Raw genomic sequence first — 18,390 nt, forward strand, 5'->3', positions numbered from 1 at the left:
GTCCGCATCGCCCCATCGCTCACTGAACGACGTGAGCGAGACGAGATGACGCAGGCACAGCTCGCGCGGGGGACATCGCCCCTGCTCGCAGTTCGCGACGTCAGCGTCGTGTTCGGCGGCATCATCGCGCTCAACGGCGTGTCGTTCGACATGCACAAGGGTCAGATCTTGGGATTGATCGGCCCCAACGGCGCCGGCAAGACCACGCTCTTCAACTGCCTCTCGCGGCTGTACCAGCCGTCGTCCGGCGACATCCTGATGGAAGGCGTCAGCATCCTCTCGCGGCCGCCGCACCGGATCGCCGAGATCGGCATCGGCCGCACCTTCCAGAACGTGGCACTGTTCCCGAATTTGTCGGTGATGGACAACGTCCGCGTCGGTGCGCATTCGAAGACCTCGAGCGACATCATCAGCGATTCCCTGAGGCTTGCCTGGGTTCGGCGCAGCGAGACTGACGTCAACAGGAAGGTGCACGAGATCCTCGCCTATCTCGATCTCGAGGACGTCGCCCACACCGTCGTGTCCGGCCTGCCCTTCGGCACGCAGAAGCGCGTCGAGCTGGCGCGCGCGCTGGCGGCCGATCCGAAGATCCTGCTGCTCGACGAGCCGGCCGGCGGCCTCAATCATGAGGAGGTCTATGTGCTCGGCGATCTCATCCGCCGCATCCGCGATGAGCGCCACATGACCGTGCTGCTGGTCGAGCACCATATGGGTCTTGTGATGTCGATCGCCGACCACGTCGTCGCGCTGAATTTCGGCAAGAAGCTCGCGGAAGGCACCCCTGCCCAGGTGCAGGCGGACCCCGACGTCATCAAGGCGTATCTCGGGAGCAAAGACCAATGACGACACTGCTCAACGTCAAGGACCTGCGCGCTTATTACGGCCAGGTCCAGGCGCTCCATGGCCTGTCCTTCTCGCTCAACGAGGGCTCCCTCACGACGCTGCTCGGGGCCAACGGCGCCGGCAAGACCACCACGCTCCGCGCGATCTGCAACATGGTGCGCTCCACCGGCGGCATCGAGTTCGAAGGCAAGCCGCTGAACAACCGCTCGACCGAAAGCATCGTGCGGTTCGGCATCGCCCACGTGCCGCAGGGCCGCGGCACCTTCACCACCATGACGGTGGAGGAGAACCTGCAGCTCGGCGCCATCACCCGCAAGGACAGCGCCGGCATCGTCTCCGACATCGAGCGCATGTACGCCCACTTCCCGGTGCTGAAGCAGCGGCACACCCAGGTGGCCGGCACGCTGTCCGGCGGCGAGCAGCAGATGCTCGCGGTCGCCCGCGCCCTGATGCTGCGGCCGCGGCTGATGCTGCTGGACGAGCCCTCCTTCGGACTCGCGCCGCTGGTGGTGCGCGACCTGTTCGGCATCCTCGGCAAGATCAACCGCGAGGACAAGGTGTCGATCCTGGTGGTCGAGCAGAACGCCCAGCTCGCGCTCGAACTCGCCGACCAGGCCTATGTGATCGAGACCGGACGCATCGTGATGTCGGGCAAGGCCAAGGACATCGCGAACAACGAAGAAATCCGCAAATCCTATCTGGGTTACTGAGGGAGCCGGGACAATGGAGCTGTTCACCAACCAGATCCTGGCTGGAATCGCCACCGGCGCCATCTACGCCTGCATGGCGCTGGCCGTGGTGATGATCTACCAAGCCATCGACCATCTCAACTTCGCACAAGGCGAGATGGCGATGTTTGCCACTTTCGTCTCATGGCAGCTGATGCAGTGGGGCGTGCCCTATTGGGCTGCGTTCGTGATCACGCTGGCCTTCGCCTTCGTCGGCGGCGTCGCGATCGAGCGCATCCTGTTCAAGCCGCTCGCGAAGGCGCCGGTGCTGACCAACGTCGCCGGCTTCATCGCCCTGTTCGCGATCATCAATTCCTCGGCCGGCCTGATCTGGGACTTCACCATCAAGCAGTACCCGACCCCGTTCGGCTCCTCGCCGTTCCTCGGCAGCCAGCTGATCTCGACCCACCAGGCCGGCATGATCGGCGTCACGGTGCTGCTGCTGATCGGCCTCTATTTCTTCTTCCAGTACACGCGGATCGGCCTCGCCATGCGGGCCGCCGCCTCGGTGCCTGAATCCGCCCGCCTCGTCGGCATCAACACGAGCTGGATGATCGCGCTCGGCTGGGGCATGGCCTCGGCGATCGGCGCCATCGCCGGCATGCTGATCGCGCCGGTCGTGTTCCTGGAGCCCAACATGATGGGCGGCGTTCTGATCTACGGTTTTGCAGCCGCCGTGCTCGGCGGATTGACCAGCCCGTTCGGCGCCGTCGTCGGCGGCTTTCTCATGGGTATCTTCGAGAACCTCGCCGGCACCTACATCCCCGGCGTCGGCAACGAGCTGAAACTTCCGATCGCGCTCGCGCTGATCATCTCCGTCCTGGTCGTCAAACCCGCTGGCCTGTTCGGCCGGCACATCGTCAAGCGAGTTTGATCATGAGCGCAGCAGAAGAAGTCGTTGCCGAAGGCCACCAGGCTGTCGAGGCCGTTCCGAAGCGGGCCATGACACTGGGCACCGGCACCTCGCTGGTGGTGCTGGCTGCGCTGTTGATCGTGCCGCTGCTCGTCAAGAACTTCATCGTCTTCCAGATGACGATGCTCCTGATCTACGGGCTCGCCGTGCTGGCGCTGAACATCCTGACCGGCGGCTCCGGCCAGTTCTCGCTCGGACAGAGCGCGTTCTACGCCGTCGGCGCCTATACCTCGGCGGTGTTGATGGAGCATGCCAACATCAACTACGCACTGACCATTCCTATCTCCGCGGTGGTCTGCTTCGGATTCGGTTACCTGTTCGGCAAGCCGGCCCTGCGGCTGTCGGGCGTCTACCTCGCGCTCGCGACGTTCGCGCTCGCCACCGCGATGCCGCAGCTGTTGAAGCTGAACTTCCTGGAACACTGGACCGGCGGCGTGCAGGGCCTCGTCGTCACCAAGCCGGACGCACCGTTCGGCCTGCCGATGTCGCAGGACATGTGGCTGTATTACTTCACGCTCGTCGTGACGATCGCGATCTACATTTTCGCGGTGAACCTGCTGCGCTCCCGCTCGGGCCGCGCATTCATGGCGATCCGCGACAACGAGATTGCGGCATCGGCCATGGGCGTCGACGTCGCGCGCTACAAGACGCTGGCCTTTGGCGTCTCCGCCGCCGTCACCGGTATCGCCGGCTCGCTCGGCGCCATCGCCGTGCAGTTCGTGGCCCCCGACAGCTACACCATCACGCTCGCGATCTCGCTGTTCCTCGGCATGGTCGTCGGCGGCGTCGGCTGGCTGCCCGGCTCGTTCGTCGGAGCGGCCTTCATCATCTTCGTGCCAAACATGGCGGAAAGCATCTCCAAGGGGCTCTCCGGCGCGGTGTTCGGCGTGCTGTTGTTCCTCGTCATCTACCTCGTGCCGCATGGCGCGCGGCAGGTCGCGATCTTGGGCCAGCAACTCGTCAACAAGCTCAAGAAGAACTGAAAACTCTCAAGGACTGTCGTCTAACCAAGGAGACCCAATTGCTTTTCGGAAGAACACTGCGAGCCGCCGCGCTGGTCACGGCAACGGCGGCCGTCACCCTCACCTCCGGCGCTGCACTCGCCCAAAAGAAATACGACACCGGCGCGTCCGATACCGAGATCAAGATCGGCAACATCATGCCGTATAGCGGTCCGGCCTCGGCCTATGGCATCATCGGCAAGACCGAAGAGGCCTATTTCAGAATGGTCAACGACAAGGGCGGCATCAACGGTCGCAAGATCAACTTCGTCACCTATGACGACGGCTATTCGCCGCCGAAGGCCGTCGAGCAGGTCCGCAAGCTGGTCGAGAGCGACGAGGTGCTGGCCGTCTTCAACCCGCTCGGCACGCCCTCGAACACGGCGATCCAGAAATACCTCAACGCCAAGAAGATCCCGCAGCTCTTCGTCGCCACCGGCGCCACCAAGTGGAACGATCCGAAGAACTTCCCCTGGACGATGGGCTGGCAGCCCTCCTACCAGAGCGAAGCGCACATCTACGCCAAATGGCTGATGAAGGAGAAGCCGGACGCCAAGATCGCGATCCTCTATCAGAACGACGATTTCGGCAAAGACTACCTCAAGGGCACCAAGGACGGTCTCGGCGCGAAGGCCTCGTCCATGATCATCATGGAAGAGAGCTACGAGGTCTCCGAGCCGTCGATCGACGGTCACATCGTCAAGATCAAGGCGGCCAATCCCGACGTGCTCCTGATCTACACCACGCCGAAGTTCGCGGCCCAGACCATCAAGAAGACCGCCGAGCTCAGCTGGAAGCCGCTCCAGATCCTCACCAACGTGTCGATCTCGGTTGGCAGCGTGATGAAGCCAGCCGGCTTCGAAAACGCGCAGGGCGTGTTGTCGGCAGCCTATGCCAAGGACTCCACCGACCCGCAATGGGCCAATGATCCCGGCATGAAGAGGTGGAACGAGTTCGTCGACAAGTACATGCCGGGTGCCGACAAGTCCGATACCAGCATGGTCTATGGCTACGGCGCCGCGTCGACCCTGGCCAAGGCGCTGGAAATGTGCGGCGACGATCTCACCCGTGCCAACCTCATGAAGCAGGCGGCTTCGTTGAAGGATTTTGCGCCGGACACGCTGCTGCCCGGCGTCAAGATCAACACCAGCGCCACCGACTTCGCCCCGATCGCCCAGCTCCAGATGCAGCGCTTCAAGGGCGAGAAGTGGGAACTGTTCGGCGAGATCATCAGCGGCGACGTCGCCTCCGAGTGACCCGCTGACGCAACGATCCGGCGTAGATGGCCCCCGCGGGCAACCGCGGGGGCTTTTTGTTGACGGCGGGTATCAATCTTGTTCAATGCGACCCATCCACCCCGAGGAAGGAGAACAATGCTCGCGGTTCGTTTCCAGGTTGCGTCCCTCTGGGTCGCGCTCGCCTTGTGCACTGCAATGAGCAGCGAAGCGCTGGCGCAGAAGAAATACGACAGCGGCGCATCCGATACCGAGATCAAGATCGGTAACATCATGCCCTATAGCGGGCCGGCCTCCGCCTATGCCTCGATCGGCCGGACCGAGGAGGCCTATTTCAACAAGGTCAATGCCGAGGGCGGCATCAACGGCCGCAAGATCAAGTTCATTTCCTATGATGACGCCTACTCGCCGCCGAAAACGGTGGAGCAGGCGCGGAAGCTGGTCGAGAGCGACGGGGTGCTCCTGATCTTCGGCTCACTCGGCACCTCCACCAACAGCGCCATCCGCAAATACATGAACGAGAAGAAGGTGCCGCAATTGTTCGTGGCGAGCGGCGCGTCGAAATGGAACGATCCAGAGCAATATCCCTGGACCATGGGTTGGCAGCCGAACTACGCGAGCGAGGCGCGCATTTACGCCAAATACCTCATGAAGGAGAAGCCGGACGGAAAGATCGGCGTGCTCTACCAGAACGACGATTTCGGCAAGGACTATCTGAACGGGCTGAAGGAGGGCCTCGGCGCCAAGGCTTCGATGATCGTGCTGGAAGAGGCCTACAGCACCTCGGAGCCGGCCGTCGACGAGCACGTCGTCAAATTGAAAGCCTCCGGCGCCGACGTCTTCATCAGCATCACCACACCGAAATTCACGGCGCAGGCGATCAAGAAGGCGGCAGAGATCAACTGGCATCCGGTCCACGTCATCTCCAACGTCTCCGCCTCGGTCGGCGGCGTGATCGAACCGGCGGGGTTCGAGATCTCGCAAGGCATCCTGTCGGCGAGCTACACCAAGGACGGCTCCGATCCGCAGTGGAATGCCGATGACGGCATGAGAAAGTTCTACAGTTTCCTCGCCCAGTATGACCCCAAGGCCAACAAGCTCGATGCCGGCGTCGTGTTCGGCTATGCCGCCGCGCAGACCATGGTGAAGGTGCTGCAGATGTGCGGCGACGATCTCACCCGCGAGAACGTCATGAAGCAGGCCACCAGCCTGAAGGATTTCGAACCCGATACGCTGCTGCCCGGCATCAAGATCAATACCGCGCCGGACAATTACGCCCCGATCGAGCAGCTCCAGATGATGCGGTTCAAGGGCAGGAAATGGGAGCTGTTCGGCAATATCATCTCCAGCGAGATGGGCCACTGAGCGGCGGTGCAATTCAAGATCGCCGCCTCTGCAAGAAGCAACTCCAGCGGTGGGTTGGCGCCGCAAATCTCACGCGCCGGAATATTCCAGCATCGAAGGATCGCCGGCCCTGCGACGCTCATGCGGTGCGTTCTCCTTGCTGACGGCCGTCGATAGGTATTGAATGCACGATGGAGCGACGAGCAACGATCGCCCCCAACAAGAACAATCGACACATTCAAATCTTCCTAGGGAGATCAAGATGCCTGCAATGCATGTGCGATTGGGGGCCTTCTCGGCTGCCCTCGTGCTGGCTGCCGCCCTTTCCACGGCAGCATCCGCGCAGAAGAAATACGACACCGGCGCATCCGACACCGAAATCAAGATCGGCAACATCATGCCCTACAGCGGACCGGCCTCCGCCTACGGCGTGATCGGCAAGACCGAGGAGGCCTATTTCCGCAAGGTCAACGCAGAAGGCGGCATCAACGGCCGCAAGATCAATTTCGTCTCCTATGACGATGCCTATTCGCCGCCGAAGACCGTGGAGCAGGCGCGCAAGCTGGTCGAGAGCGACGAAGTGCTGCTGATCTTCAATTCGCTCGGCACGCCGCCGAACTCGGCGATCCAGAAATACATGAACCAGAAGAAGGTGCCGCAGCTGTTCGTCGCGACCGGCGCCACCAAATGGAACGATCCGCAGAACTTCCCGTGGACGATGGGCTGGCAACCGAACTACCAGAGCGAGTCGATCATCTACGCCAAGTACATCCTGAAGAATCATCCGAACGCCAAGATCGCCGTGCTCTACCAGAACGACGATTACGGCAAGGACTATCTGAAGGGCTTCAGGGACGGGCTCGGCGCCAAGACCTCGATGATCGTGATGGAGGAAAGCTACGAGGTATCGGAGCCGACCATCGACTCCCACATCGTCAAGCTCAGGGCGACCGGCGCCGACGTGTTCTTCAACATCACAACGCCGAAATTCGCGGCACAGGCGATCAAGAAGAACGCCGAGATCGGATGGAAGCCGCTGCATTTCCTCAACAACGTCTCGGGCTCGATCGGCAGCGTGATCAAGCCGGCCGGCTTCGAGAACGCCCAGGACATCATCTCGTCGCAATATTTCAAGGATCCGACCGACGCGCAGTGGAAGAACGACAAGGCGATGATTGGCTGGAACGAATTCCTGGATAAGTACTATCCGGAGGCGAACCGCGCCGACGCCTCGGTGATGTACGGCTACATCGTGGCCCAGGGTCTCGTTCACGTGCTCAAGGCCTGCGGTGACAATCTGACCCGCGAGAACATCATGAAGCAGGCCGCCAGCATCAAGGACTTCGAGCCAGCCGGCCTGCTGCCGGGCATCAAGGTCAACACGTCGGCCTCCGATTTCGCGCCGCTCTCGCAACTGCAATTGATCCGCTTCAAGGGCGAGCATTGGGAGCGATTTGGCGACGTCTTGAGCGGCGATGTCGGCGGCTGACCTTAACCAGCCGCTAAAGATGTAAGCCTCAATCGACTAAAGACGCATCCCCTGCGGCCTTGCCGCAGGGGTTTTCCTTGAAGCTTTCCGGCAAATCGTATTGAATTGCAGCCGCGTCGCCAAAAAATGAGACAAGAAAAGGGACGCACACACCAAGAAAAATAGGGAGATTGGAATGCCCGCTGTCACCGGCAAACTCGCGGCCGCATCATTGGCGCTCGCGCTCATTGCGGCTTCGACCTCAACTGCATCGGCCCAGAAGAAATACGATACCGGCGCGACCGACACCGAGATCAAGATCGGCAACATCATGCCCTACAGCGGACCGGCCTCCGCCTATGGCATCATCGGGCGCACCGAAGCCGCCTATTTCAAGAAGATCAACGACGAAGGCGGCATCAACGGCCGCAAGATCAATTTCGTCTCCTACGACGACGCCTACTCACCGCCGAAGACGGTGGAGCAGGCCCGCAAGCTGGTCGAGAGCGACGAGGTGCTGTTCATCTTCAATTCGCTCGGCACGCCGCCGAACTCGGCGATCCAGAAATACATGAACTCGAAGAAGGTTCCGCAGCTGTTCGTCGCCACCGGCGCCACCAAGTGGAACGATCCGCAGAACTTCCCCTGGACGATGGGCTGGCAGCCCAACTACCAGAGCGAGACGCAGATCTACGCCAAATACATTCTGAAGGAGCTGCCGAACGCCAAGATCGGCGTGCTCTATCAGAACGACGATTACGGCAAGGATTACCTGAAGGGCCTGAAGGACGGCCTCGGCGCCAAGGCCGCAAGCATGATCGTGCTGGAGGAAAGCTACGAGACGTCGGAGCCGACCATCGACAACCACATCGTCAAGCTGAAGGCGACCGGAGCCGACGTCTTCATCAACATCACCACGCCGAAGTTCGCGGCGCAGGCGATCAAGAAGAACGCCGAGATCGGCTGGAAGCCGATCCACTTCCTCAACAACGTCTCGGCCTCGGTCGGCAGCGTGATCAAGCCGGCCGGCTTCGACAACGCGCAGGACATCATCTCGGCCGCCTACCTGAAGGACGTCTCCGATCCGCAGTGGAAGGACGACGCCGGCATGAAGGCGTTCCTCGACTTCATGACCAAGTACTTCCCTGAAGGCGACAAGCTCGACGGCGGCACCGTGGTCGGCTACGGCGTGGCACAGACGCTGGTGGAAGTGCTGAAGAAGTGCGGCGACAACCTCACGCGCGAGAACGTCATGAAGCAGGCGGCGAGCCTGAAGGACTTCCGCACCGAGGTGCTGCTGCCCGGCATCAAGATCAACACCGGCGCGAACGACTTCGCACCGATCAGCTCGCTCCAGCTCATGAAGTTCAAGGGCGAGAAGTGGGATCTGTTCGGCGACGTGATCAGCGCCGACCCCAGCGGCTAGCCTCCAGCCCGAGTCCATCGGTCCAAATGGCCCTCCGCGAGAGCATCGCGGGGGGCCTTTTCGCCATCACGCGATTGCATATTCGAATGATGGCAAAGCCGGCTTACGCTCCGGCGCCCGATGCGCTAGGCAGGTGAACGGCGGCGCGTGTCGCCACTCCGTTCAAGTCTGCCGAAGGCCATCGCCATGACCGACCGACGTCCCCTGCTCCGCGCGCTCTACGACGCCGCCGTCGCCGCCGCCCATCCCGATGTGGTGCTGGCACCGCATTTGCGGCCGGCGCCCAAGGGGCGCGTGATCTGCCTTGCTGCCGGCAAGGGCGCCGGCGCCATGGCCGCAGCGGCCGAGCGGCACTATCTCGACACGCTCAAGCTCGCCCCGGAACGCCTCGTCGGCATCGCCACCACGCGCCACGGCTATGGCGTGCGGACGCGCCGCATCCGCGTGGTCGAGGCCGGGCATCCCGTGCCGGATGAGGCCGGCCTGAAGGGTGCCGCCGACACGCTCGCGCTCGCTGCCGAAGCCGGGCCGGACGATCTGCTGCTCGTGCTGCTCACCGGCGGCGGCTCGGCGAACTGGATCGCACCGGCGGACGGCATCAGCTTCGCGCAGAAGCAGGCGGTGAACAAGGCGCTGCTGCGCTCGGGCGCGCCGATCGGCGAGATGAACGTCGTGCGCAAGCACCTCTCGCGGATCAAGGGCGGACGCCTGGCGCGCGCCGGCGCGAATGCCGCCGAGATCGTGACGCTCGCGATCTCGGACGTGCCGCATGACGATCCGTCCGCGATCGCCTCCGGCCCGACGGTGCCCGATCCGACCACGCTGGCGGACGCGCGCGCGATCGTCGCGAAATACAAGCTCGACGTCGACGATGCCATCCGCCGCGCGCTCGACGATCCCGCCAACGAGAGCTGCAAGCCCGGCGATGCCGCCTTTGCGCGCACGCATTTCGAGTTGATCGCGCGGCCCAAGCAGTCGCTCGACGCCGCGGTGAAGCTCGCACGCGCCTCCGGCTACGAGACGATCGATCTCGGCGCAGACCTCGAAGGCGAGGCGCGCGAGGTCGCCGCCGATCACGCCAGGCTGGCGCTGGAAGCACGGGCCCAGGGCAAGCGCGTCGCGATCCTCTCCGGCGGCGAGCTCACGGTGACCGTGCGCGGCCAGGGACGCGGCGGACCGAACCAGGAATACGCGCTGGCGCTCGCCGGCCTGTTGCAGGACATGGCCGGTGTCGCGGCCCTCGCCGGCGACACCGACGGCGCCGACGGCGGCGCCGGCCACCCCACCGACCCCGCCGGCGCGCTGATCGACGCGGCAACGTTCGCAAGGATGAAGGCGCAGGGGCTTGCCCCGCAGGCCTATCTCGACAACAACGACGCGACCTCGTTCTTCGAGGCGACGGGCGATCTGCTGCAGCCGGGACCGACGCTGACCAATGTGAACGACATCAGGGTGATCCTGGTGGATTGAGATCGCGCTCACCCTGCCCTGGAGGGCAAGAGTCAGAATTCGTTGGCGATCTTCGAGAGCATCCCGATCAGGGCTTCGCGGTTGGCCTGACCGAGCAGATCGTTCAGCCGGGCCTCATGCTTGGTGGCGACGAGCTTTTTCGCCCGCGACAGCACGGCCTTGCCCTTGTCGGTCAGCACCAGGATGTGCGAGCGGCGGTCGTTGGTGGAGCGGATCCGCGCGCAAAGATCGCGGCTTTCGAGATTATCGAGCATCGCCACGAAGTTCGGCCTGAGAATGCCGAGGGTGGAGGCGATCTCGGTCTGGTTACGGCCGGGGTTCTTCTCGACCAGGAGCAGGACCGAAAACTGCGCCGGCGTCAGCTGGAGCGAGGCCATGCAGCGCAAGAAGTTCTCGAACACCTTGAGCTGGGCCCGCTTCAGGACATAGCCGAGCTGTTCGGAGAGCTCGCCGAGCTGGAGCGCTTCGGCTTGGACGTCGCCCGCGTCCTTGCGGCCCTTGGCCGCGTCGGCGGGTTTTTCGGAGGACTTTTCAGCGGCTTTCGAAACGGTCATCGCCTCGTGCTCATAATCCCGCTAAATTCGGGACGGGTCGTTCCCCACCCTTGATGTTATATTTGATAATTGTTATGGACCATATCAAATAACGTCAGCGTATTTCAATGGCTGTGAGGGGACCATCCACCGCAATTGCGGAGACCGGTCCTCAATCTTGAGGGGGAGCGTCCGGTCTTGAATACCACCATCATGCTGTTCCTGGTGCAGGACGGCATCACAAATGGCGCGATCTACGCGCTGCTCGGCCTGGCGCTGGTCCTGGTGTTCGCCGTCACCCGCGTCATCCTCATTCCCCAAGGCGAATTCGTCACCTATGGCGCGCTGACCTATGCCTCGCTGGCCGCGGGCCAGATGCCGGGCACGGCCAAGCTCGCGCTCGCGCTCGGCATCGGCGCGTTCGCCTTCGACCTGTTCGTGGCGCGCAAGGCGCTGCATGCGCGGCTGATCGCGCGCAGCCTCATCACCAACATCGTGCTGCCAGCCATCGTGCTGGCGTTGACGCTTTACTTCGCCGCGCAGAAGCCGCCGGTCGTGGTCTGCATCGCGCTGTCGCTGGTGATCGTCGCGATGATCGGGCTCTATCTCTACCGTATCGCGTTCCAGCCGCTGGCGCACACCTCGGTGCTGGTGCTGCTGATCGCGTCGGTCGGTGTCCATCTCGCGCTGCAGGGGCTGGGCTTGCTGTTCTTCGGCGCCGAGGGCCAGCGCGGACCTGCCGTGCTGTCCGGTGCTTTCACCGCCGGCGCGCTGCGCTTCACCGGCCAGAGCATCACCGTCTACGCCATCACCATCGCCTTCATCGTCGGGCTCTGGCTGTTCTTCGGCCTGACGCTCTACGGCAAGGCGCTGCGGGCAACCGCCGTGAACCGGCTGGGAGCGCGGCTCGCCGGCATCCGCACCACGCTGTCCGGGCAGATCGCCTTCCTGCTGGCGTCCGTGATCGGCGCGCTGTCGGGCATCCTGATCGTGCCGATCACGACGCTTTATTACGACAGCGGCTTCCTCATCGGCCTGAAGGGTTTCGTCGCCGCGATCATCGGCGGGCTCGTCAGCTACCCCCTCACCGCCGTCGCGGCGCTGGTGGTCGGCATCGTCGAGGCGTTCTCGTCCTTCTATGCCTCCAACTACAAGGAAGTGATCGTTTTCATGCTGCTGATCCCCGTGCTGCTGCTGCGCTCGCTCGCCGCGCCTGCGGTCGAGGAAGAGAAGGACTGACGCCAAGATGCAGAGCCGGCTTCCCATCCTCATCTTCGCAGCTCTCATGGCGGCCGTCCCGTTCGTCCCGGGCATGCCGCCGTTCTGGATCGTGCTGCTCGACAATATCGGCCTTGCGGCGCTCGTCGCGATGGGCCTCGTGCTGCTGACAGGCGTCGGCGGCCTGACCTCGTTCGGACAGGCAGCCTTCGTCGGCTTCGGCGCCTACACCACCGCGGTGCTGTCGACGGCCTACGGCCTGTCGCCCTGGCTGACGCTGCCGCTGTCGCTTCTGGTCAGCGGATCGCTCGCGGTGCTGCTCGGGCTTATCACCGTCCGTCTTTCCGGCCATTATCTGCCGCTCGGCACGCTGGCCTGGGGGCTCGGGCTGTTCTATCTCTTCAGCAAGCTGGAATTCTTAGGGAGAAACGACGGCATCTCGGCGATCCCGCCGCTGTCGATCGGCGCGTTCAAGATGCTCTCGCCCGGCTCGATCTACTACGCGATCTGGGTCGCCGTGATCCTCTCGGCCCTGCTGACGATGAACCTCCTGGACTCCCGCACCGGCCGCGCCATCCGCGCGCTCAGGCGCGGCCATATCGCGGCGGAAGCCTTCGGCGTGCACACGCCGCGCGCAAAACTGCTGGTGTTCATCCATGCCGCGGTGCTCGCCGGCCTCTCCGGCTGGCTCTATGCGCATCTTCAGCGCGCGGTGAACCCGACGCCGTTCGGCGCGCAGGCCGGCATCGAGTATCTCTTCATCGCGGTGGTCGGCGGCGCCGGCTATGTCTGGGGCGGCGTCCTGGGCGCGGCGATCGTCGTGGTGCTGAAGGAGGTGCTGCAAAGCTATCTGCCGCTGATCCTGCCGGGCTCCGGCCAGGTCGAGACCATCGTGTTCGGGATCATGCTCGTGGCCCTGCTGCAGCTTGCGCCCGGCGGCCTCTGGCCCTGGCTGATGTCGTTCTTCCCCGAGCGCACCGATGGCAGGAAGCCGGACACCTCCCTGAAGCTGGAGCATCGCGCCCGCGCGCCCGCCGAGACCGGCGTCCTGCTTCAGGTGGAGAAGGCGCGAAAGCAGTTCGGCGGCGTGGTCGCGGTGAACAACGTTTCCTTCGAGGTCCAGGCCCGCGAGATCGTCGCACTGATCGGACCGAACGGCGCCGGCAAGAGCACGACCTTCAACCTGATCACCGGCGTGCTGTCGGCGACCTCGGGTTCGATCTCGGTGCTCGGTCGGAAGGTCGACAACGCGCCGCCACAGGAGATCGTCAAGCTCGGCATCAGCAGGACCTTCCAGCACGTCAAGCTCGTCCCCGACATGACCGTGCTGGAGAACGTCGCGATCGGCGCACATTTGCGCGGCCATTCCGGACCCGTTTCCTCCATGCTGCGGCTCGACCGCGCCGATGAGGCCAAGCTGCTCGCCGAAGCTGCCCGCCAGATCGAGCGTGTCGGCCTCACCGAGCAGATGCACCAGCTGGCAGGCTCGCTCTCGCTCGGCCAGCAGCGCATCGTCGAGATCGCCCGCGCGCTCTGCGTCGATCCGATGCTGCTGCTGCTCGACGAGCCGGCCGCGGGCCTGCGTCACATGGAAAAGCAACGGCTGGCAGCTCTACTCCGCGAGCTGCGCGACGGCGGCATGAGCGTGCTGCTGGTCGAGCACGACATGGGGTTCGTGATGAACCTTGCCGACCGCATCGTGGTGCTCGATTTCGGCACCAAGATCGCGGAAGGCACGCCGGCGACGATCAAGACCAATCCCGAAGTGATCAAGGCCTATCTCGGAGTGGCGGCATGAGCACGCTGTTGTCCGTCACCGATGCCCATGTCGCCTATGGCAAGGTCGAGGCGGTGCGCTCGGTTTCGCTCGAGGTCGGGGCCAACCAGATCGTCACCATCGTCGGCGCCAATGGCGCCGGCAAGACCACGCTGCTCTCGGCCGTCATGGGCATTCTGCCGCTGAAGGGCCGCGTTGCCTTTGCCGGCCAGGATCTCGCACGGCTCGACATCGAGGACCGCGTCGCGATGGGTCTCGGCCTCGTCCCCGAGCACCGCGAATTGTTCGTGACCATGAATGTCGAGGACAATCTCGAGCTGGGCGCGTTCCGCATCGAGCGGAGCAAGGCCAAGGCCTCGATGGAGCGGGTCTACACGCTGTTCCCGCGGCTGAAGGAGCGGCGCAAGCAGCTCGCCGGCACGCTCTCCGGCGGCGAGCAGCAGATGCTCGCGATGGGCCGCGCACTGATGGGCGAGCCCAAGCTCCTGATGCTGGACGAGCCGAGCCTGGGGCTTGCGCCGATCATCGTCGCCGACATTTTCCGCATCGTCACCGAGCTGCGCGCCAGCGGCGTCTCGGTGCTGCTGGTCGAGCAGAACGCGCAGGCCGCGCTGAAGATCGCGGACCAGGCCTACGTGATGGAGCTCGGCGAGTTCGTGCTCAGCGGCAAGGCCAGCGACATCGCGGCAAACGAGCGGGTGGCCGCGAGCTATCTCGGCTTCCAGCACGAAGGCGCGAGCGTGGTGTGACTCTTACCCCCCTGGAGGGGGACGGTCGGCTCATATCGAGCGAAGCGAGGCATGAGACGGGGTGGGGTGACGGTCTCTCCTCGTAGAACACTGCCCGCGTGGAGAAATCGACCCACCCCGCTCGCGCTTCGCGCGATCGACCCTCCTCCTCCAGGGGAGGGTAAGAAAGCAGCAGGTTAGGGAACTACTCCCCCCACCTTCTCGCCCTTCAGCGCCGCGACTTCCGCTTCCAGTTCCGCGATCCGCTGGTCCCTCGCCGCCAGCGCCGCCGCGACATCGCCGGCGTCGAACTTCTGCGGGATGTGCTGCGGGCAGTTGGTGTCCCAGGCTGCGATCTTGAACAGGATCACCTGTTCGGGCCGCGCGCGGTAGCCTTTCGGCATCAATGACGTGGTCAGTGCCTCGTCGTCCTCGACTATGCGCGCCTCGCCCCAGATCTTCACCCTGCGGCGATGGGCGTAATCCATCACGAAGATATAGGCCTTGGGGTTCTCCGAGAGATTGCCTTGCGTGATGAACTGCTGATTGCCGGCATAGTCGGTGAAGGCAAGCGTCTGCTTGTCGAGCACCTTGAGAAAACCCTTCGGGCCGCCGCGGTGCTGAATGTAGGGCTGGCCGTCGGCCGCGGCGGTAGCGAAATAGAAGCTGTTGGCCTCAGTCAGGAAGGCCGCGAGGTTGTCGTCGACCTCGGTGCGCCAGCCGCGCTGCTCGCTGCGCGCATAGGCCTCGCGCGAGCCCTTGCGCGCCTGGATCGCCTTCACCGCGGGCGAGAAGGCGACGTCGCTGGCATAGGTGTGAACTGCTGTCGTCATCGGAACATCTCCTGAAATTCCGGCGCATCGCTGCGTCTTCCTTCGCAAGATGGACCCTCACGCCAACCAAAACAATCGACCCGCTTGACACTTCATCGTTGCGATATATGCAATAATACCATGGACCGCCTCGAAGCCATGCACGTCTTCGTCACCGTCGCCGATCTGCGCGGCTTTGCGCCGGCGGCGCGCAAGCTGCAGCTGTCGCCCTCGGCAGTGACGCGAACGATCGCGGCGCTGGAGGAGCATCTCGGCGCGCGGCTGTTGCAGCGGACGACCCGGCAGGTGAGGTTGACCGACGTCGGCACCCGGTATCTGGAGCGCGTCAGGCGCATCCTCGCCGACGTCGATGAAGCCGATGGCTCGGCACGGGAGGAGCGCAACCGCCCGAGCGGGCGTCTGGTGGTGTCGGCCCCGGTCGGCTTCGGCCGGCTGCATGTCGGGCCGGTCATGACCGCCTATCTCACCCGTTATCCAGAAGTCGCCTGCGAACTGCGGTTGTCGGACCATCTCGTCAACCTCGTGGAGGACGCCGTCGACGCCGCGGTGCGGATCGGCCATCTCGCCGATTCCTCGCTGGTCGCGCGCCAGGTCGGCGAGATGCGGCGGATCGTGGTGGCCACGCCCGGCTATCTCAAGCGCCACGGCGAGCCGAAGACGCCTGAGGCCTTGCTCGAGCACCAGACCATCCAGTTCGGCCCCTGGTCCGAATGGCGCTTCCGGCGCGATGGCCGCGACATCGAGGTGACGCCGACCCCGCGCTTCACCAGCAACAGCGCCGACGCGGCGCTGCAATATGCCGAGGCCGGCGGCGGCGTGACCCGCGTGCTGGCCTATCAGGCCGCCGAGGGCCTGAGGCGCGGACGGCTGAAGATCGTGCTGGCGAAATATGAGCAGCCGGCACTGCCGATCCACATCGTCTATCCGACTTCGCGGCTGCTCTCGGCCAAGGTGCGCGCGTTCATCGATCTCGTGGTGGAGACGGCGGAGTGGAGGTTTGGGTGAAATTCGTGTCCCGGACAAGCTGCAACTCCCTGGGCGTTGCGGCGCAGAGCCGGCAACTGTTATGTTGATGGTGCGATTTTATAGGGTTTTCGGTCGCGCAGCATTGCGTTGAGGATGGTCAGCAGCTTCCTTGCGACAGCAATGAGGGCGAGCTTTGCTGGTTTGCCGGCCAGACGGAGCCGGTCATAGAAGATTTTGAAGTGATCGGCGCGACGAACGGCGTTGAGAGCAGCCATGTAGAGGGCGTCGCGGACGCGCTTTCGTCCGCCGCCGATCTTGCGCTTGCCACGATAAGCCCCGCTATCGACATTGAAGGGAGCCAGGCCGGCAAGAGCGGCCACCTCCTTTGGCCCGAGACGCCCAAGTTCGGGCATCTGGGTGAGGAGTTGCATGCAAGCGACGGGTCCCACGCCGGGCACCGAGCGCATCAACTGTGCATCATTGGCAAGCTCCGGTTCGGCTTTGACGAGCGCATGAATCTCAGTGTCGATTTCGGCGATCTCATCATTGAGGACCTCGATGAGGCGAGCGATGCGTTCCACCATGGCGCGGTCCTCGGCTTCGCTGCGGCGGTTCTTTTCCTGGGCCCTCATGGCAACCAGTTGGTCCCGCCGTTTTGCAAGCCTTGCCAAAGTGTTGCGAGCAGGCGTCGCGGCCTGCTCGGTGGCGGGCTTCATGGCGCGGGCAAAGGCCGCCAGCATCCGCGCATCGATCGGATCGGTCTTGGCGAGCTGGCCGCTGGCGCGGGCAAAGTCGCGGGCACGGGCCGGATTGATCCGGGCAAAGCGGATGCCGGCCCGATGCAGGGCCTCCCGAAGCTCGAGGTCATAGACCCCCGTAGCCTCGAAGACGATCAGCGCATCACATCGCCAACGCGCCACCAGCTGTGTGATGGCCTGTGGCGCGTTGGCGATGCGTTCCGCTACGCCGATGGCCTCATCGAAAATATCAAGGTGATGTTTGGAGATGTCGATCCCGACGCAACGAGAGGATATGATCACGGTGCCTGTCCCTGTGATGCGAGGTCTGTTGACGCAGCCTCGTGCAACTGTTCAGGTTGATAGATGGAACGGGCGGGAGACCGAGCCGGCTCACGGCGTCAAGCGCCAAGGACCCAACGGCTTCCCGCCCACCATCATCATGCCAGACTTCCCAGACACAGGGACCCAGGAGCAGCAGGTTGGACTGCGGATGGATGGGCCCCGGCTCTGCAACGCACCGCGGAAGTGGCGCTGCGCCGCCTCCGGGGCACGAGACCGATCACCCCTTCTTCGGCACCACCCTGAACGTCCCGCTCGCCCGCGCGATTACGGCGTCGTCGGCCTTCACCAGGCATTGCGCGAAACAGATCGTGCTCCCGGTCTTGATCGCCTCGCCCTCGACCGCGAGCCATTGGCCGATCTCGGCGGCGCCGACATAGTCGACCGACAGCGAAATCGTGACGAATGACGTCGTCCAGCCCGTCGCCTGCGCGCAGCTGTAGCCCATGGCGGCATCGGCCAGTGCCGCGATCAGTCCGCCATGGATCAGCCCGCGCGCATTGGTGTGCGGCGTCGCCAGCCGCAATCCAACGGTGACGCTCTTCTCGGACTTCTTCGAATAAAGCGGCTCCCAGGGATCGGTGAGCGGGGCTTTGCGGAAATGCGGCTCGAAGCCGGCGGGGACGTCAGGCATGGTCATGGCGGTCTCGCGTTGCTGTGTGGCCGGCATTGAACGCGATAGACGTGGCAGATGCATCAATTACAAAGTTTCAAACGGAATTTGCGCGGGCGTTTGAAACGGATGCGCCTCGTCATTGCGAGGAGCTCTTGCGATGAAGCAATCCAGGCTGTCTCGCGGAGGGATTCCTGGATTGCTTCGCGGAGCCT

General features: G+C 63.9%; 17 protein-coding genes. 13 read left to right on the forward strand and 4 right to left on the reverse strand.

Translation table 11 applies throughout. From position 1 onward, the window contains the following. The first annotated feature begins 45 nt into the window (after positions 1-45). The 9 genes from ABIG06_RS06830 (at position 46) to ABIG06_RS06870 (ending at position 10,428) form a co-directional block, all read left to right on the forward strand. On the forward strand, positions 46-843 hold the full coding sequence (locus tag ABIG06_RS06830; protein ID WP_124159284.1) for an ABC transporter ATP-binding protein: 798 nt from the start codon (positions 46-48) through the stop codon (positions 841-843). Next, positions 840-1,553, forward strand: coding sequence for an ABC transporter ATP-binding protein (locus tag ABIG06_RS06835; RefSeq protein ID WP_124159285.1), 714 nt, complete (start codon positions 840-842; stop codon positions 1,551-1,553). The genes ABIG06_RS06830 and ABIG06_RS06835 overlap by 4 nt, the downstream gene beginning before the upstream one ends. A 13-nt stretch (positions 1,554-1,566) precedes the next feature. After that, positions 1,567-2,445, forward strand: coding sequence for a branched-chain amino acid ABC transporter permease (locus tag ABIG06_RS06840; protein WP_124159286.1), 879 nt, complete (start codon positions 1,567-1,569; stop codon positions 2,443-2,445). Between the two features lie 2 nt (positions 2,446-2,447). Further along, positions 2,448-3,467 carry a branched-chain amino acid ABC transporter permease gene (locus ABIG06_RS06845; protein ID WP_370135501.1) on the forward strand — a complete coding sequence of 340 codons (1,020 nt, stop codon included), beginning with the start codon at positions 2,448-2,450 and terminating at the stop codon, positions 3,465-3,467. Between the two features lie 38 nt (positions 3,468-3,505). Further along, positions 3,506-4,741, forward strand: coding sequence for an ABC transporter substrate-binding protein (locus tag ABIG06_RS06850; RefSeq protein WP_124159288.1), 1,236 nt, complete (start codon positions 3,506-3,508; stop codon positions 4,739-4,741). Between the two features lie 117 nt (positions 4,742-4,858). Next, positions 4,859-6,085 (forward strand): ABC transporter substrate-binding protein, encoded by a 1,227-nt coding sequence (locus ABIG06_RS06855; protein ID WP_370135504.1) that lies wholly within the window; start codon positions 4,859-4,861, stop codon positions 6,083-6,085. Between the two features lie 241 nt (positions 6,086-6,326). Further along, positions 6,327-7,553 (forward strand): ABC transporter substrate-binding protein, encoded by a 1,227-nt coding sequence (locus tag ABIG06_RS06860; RefSeq protein ID WP_124159290.1) that lies wholly within the window; start codon positions 6,327-6,329, stop codon positions 7,551-7,553. A gap of 175 nt (positions 7,554-7,728) precedes the next feature. Further along, positions 7,729-8,958 (forward strand): ABC transporter substrate-binding protein, encoded by a 1,230-nt coding sequence (locus ABIG06_RS06865; protein WP_124159291.1) that lies wholly within the window; start codon positions 7,729-7,731, stop codon positions 8,956-8,958. A gap of 186 nt (positions 8,959-9,144) precedes the next feature. After that, entirely contained in the window at positions 9,145-10,428 is a 1,284-nt protein-coding gene (locus tag ABIG06_RS06870; protein ID WP_370135507.1) for a glycerate kinase type-2 family protein, read from the forward strand. 32 nt (positions 10,429-10,460) lie between these two features. On the opposite strand, the gene ABIG06_RS06875 is transcribed toward ABIG06_RS06870, so the two are convergent. Beyond that, the gene (locus tag ABIG06_RS06875) at positions 10,461-10,982 is read right to left on the reverse strand and encodes a MarR family winged helix-turn-helix transcriptional regulator (RefSeq protein ID WP_124159293.1); all 522 of its coding nucleotides are present in this window, start codon (positions 10,980-10,982) and stop codon (positions 10,461-10,463) included. A 177-nt stretch (positions 10,983-11,159) separates the two neighbouring features. Between ABIG06_RS06875 and ABIG06_RS06880 the strand changes: the two genes are divergently transcribed. From ABIG06_RS06880 to ABIG06_RS06890, 3 genes are read left to right on the forward strand one after another with little or no spacing between them, the layout of a single operon-like run. Further along, positions 11,160-12,200, forward strand: a complete 1,041-nt coding sequence (locus ABIG06_RS06880) for a branched-chain amino acid ABC transporter permease (RefSeq protein ID WP_199751387.1) — start codon at positions 11,160-11,162, stop codon at positions 12,198-12,200. A 7-nt stretch (positions 12,201-12,207) separates the two neighbouring features. Then, a complete protein-coding gene (locus ABIG06_RS06885) occupies positions 12,208-13,977 on the forward strand; it encodes an ABC transporter permease subunit (RefSeq protein ID WP_124159294.1) in 1,770 nt (589 codons plus the stop codon). Then, positions 13,974-14,705: an ABC transporter ATP-binding protein gene (locus tag ABIG06_RS06890; protein WP_124159295.1), complete on the forward strand. Its 732-nt coding sequence runs from the start codon at positions 13,974-13,976 to the stop codon at positions 14,703-14,705. The genes ABIG06_RS06885 and ABIG06_RS06890 overlap by 4 nt, the downstream gene beginning before the upstream one ends. Before the next feature lie 176 nt (positions 14,706-14,881). On the opposite strand, the gene ABIG06_RS06895 is transcribed toward ABIG06_RS06890, so the two are convergent. Next, positions 14,882-15,517 carry a pyridoxamine 5'-phosphate oxidase family protein gene (locus tag ABIG06_RS06895; RefSeq protein ID WP_124159296.1) on the reverse strand — a complete coding sequence of 212 codons (636 nt, stop codon included), beginning with the start codon at positions 15,515-15,517 and terminating at the stop codon, positions 14,882-14,884. A gap of 120 nt (positions 15,518-15,637) precedes the next feature. Here ABIG06_RS06895 and ABIG06_RS06900 point away from each other — a divergent pair, with 120 nt between their 5' ends. Then, a complete protein-coding gene (locus tag ABIG06_RS06900; RefSeq protein ID WP_370135512.1) occupies positions 15,638-16,522 on the forward strand; it encodes a LysR family transcriptional regulator in 885 nt (294 codons plus the stop codon). A gap of 59 nt (positions 16,523-16,581) precedes the next feature. Here ABIG06_RS06900 and ABIG06_RS06905 read toward each other — a convergent pair whose 3' ends face one another. Further along, positions 16,582-17,523 (reverse strand): IS110 family transposase, encoded by a 942-nt coding sequence (locus tag ABIG06_RS06905; RefSeq protein ID WP_370134307.1) that lies wholly within the window; start codon positions 17,521-17,523, stop codon positions 16,582-16,584. Between the two features lie 259 nt (positions 17,524-17,782). After that, positions 17,783-18,202 (reverse strand): PaaI family thioesterase, encoded by a 420-nt coding sequence (locus ABIG06_RS06910; RefSeq protein ID WP_370135513.1) that lies wholly within the window; start codon positions 18,200-18,202, stop codon positions 17,783-17,785. Positions 18,203-18,390: the final 188 nt, after the last annotated feature.

It is taken from the genome of Bradyrhizobium sp. USDA 326, from assembly GCF_049739485.1.
Classification (GTDB): domain Bacteria; phylum Pseudomonadota; class Alphaproteobacteria; order Rhizobiales; family Xanthobacteraceae; genus Bradyrhizobium.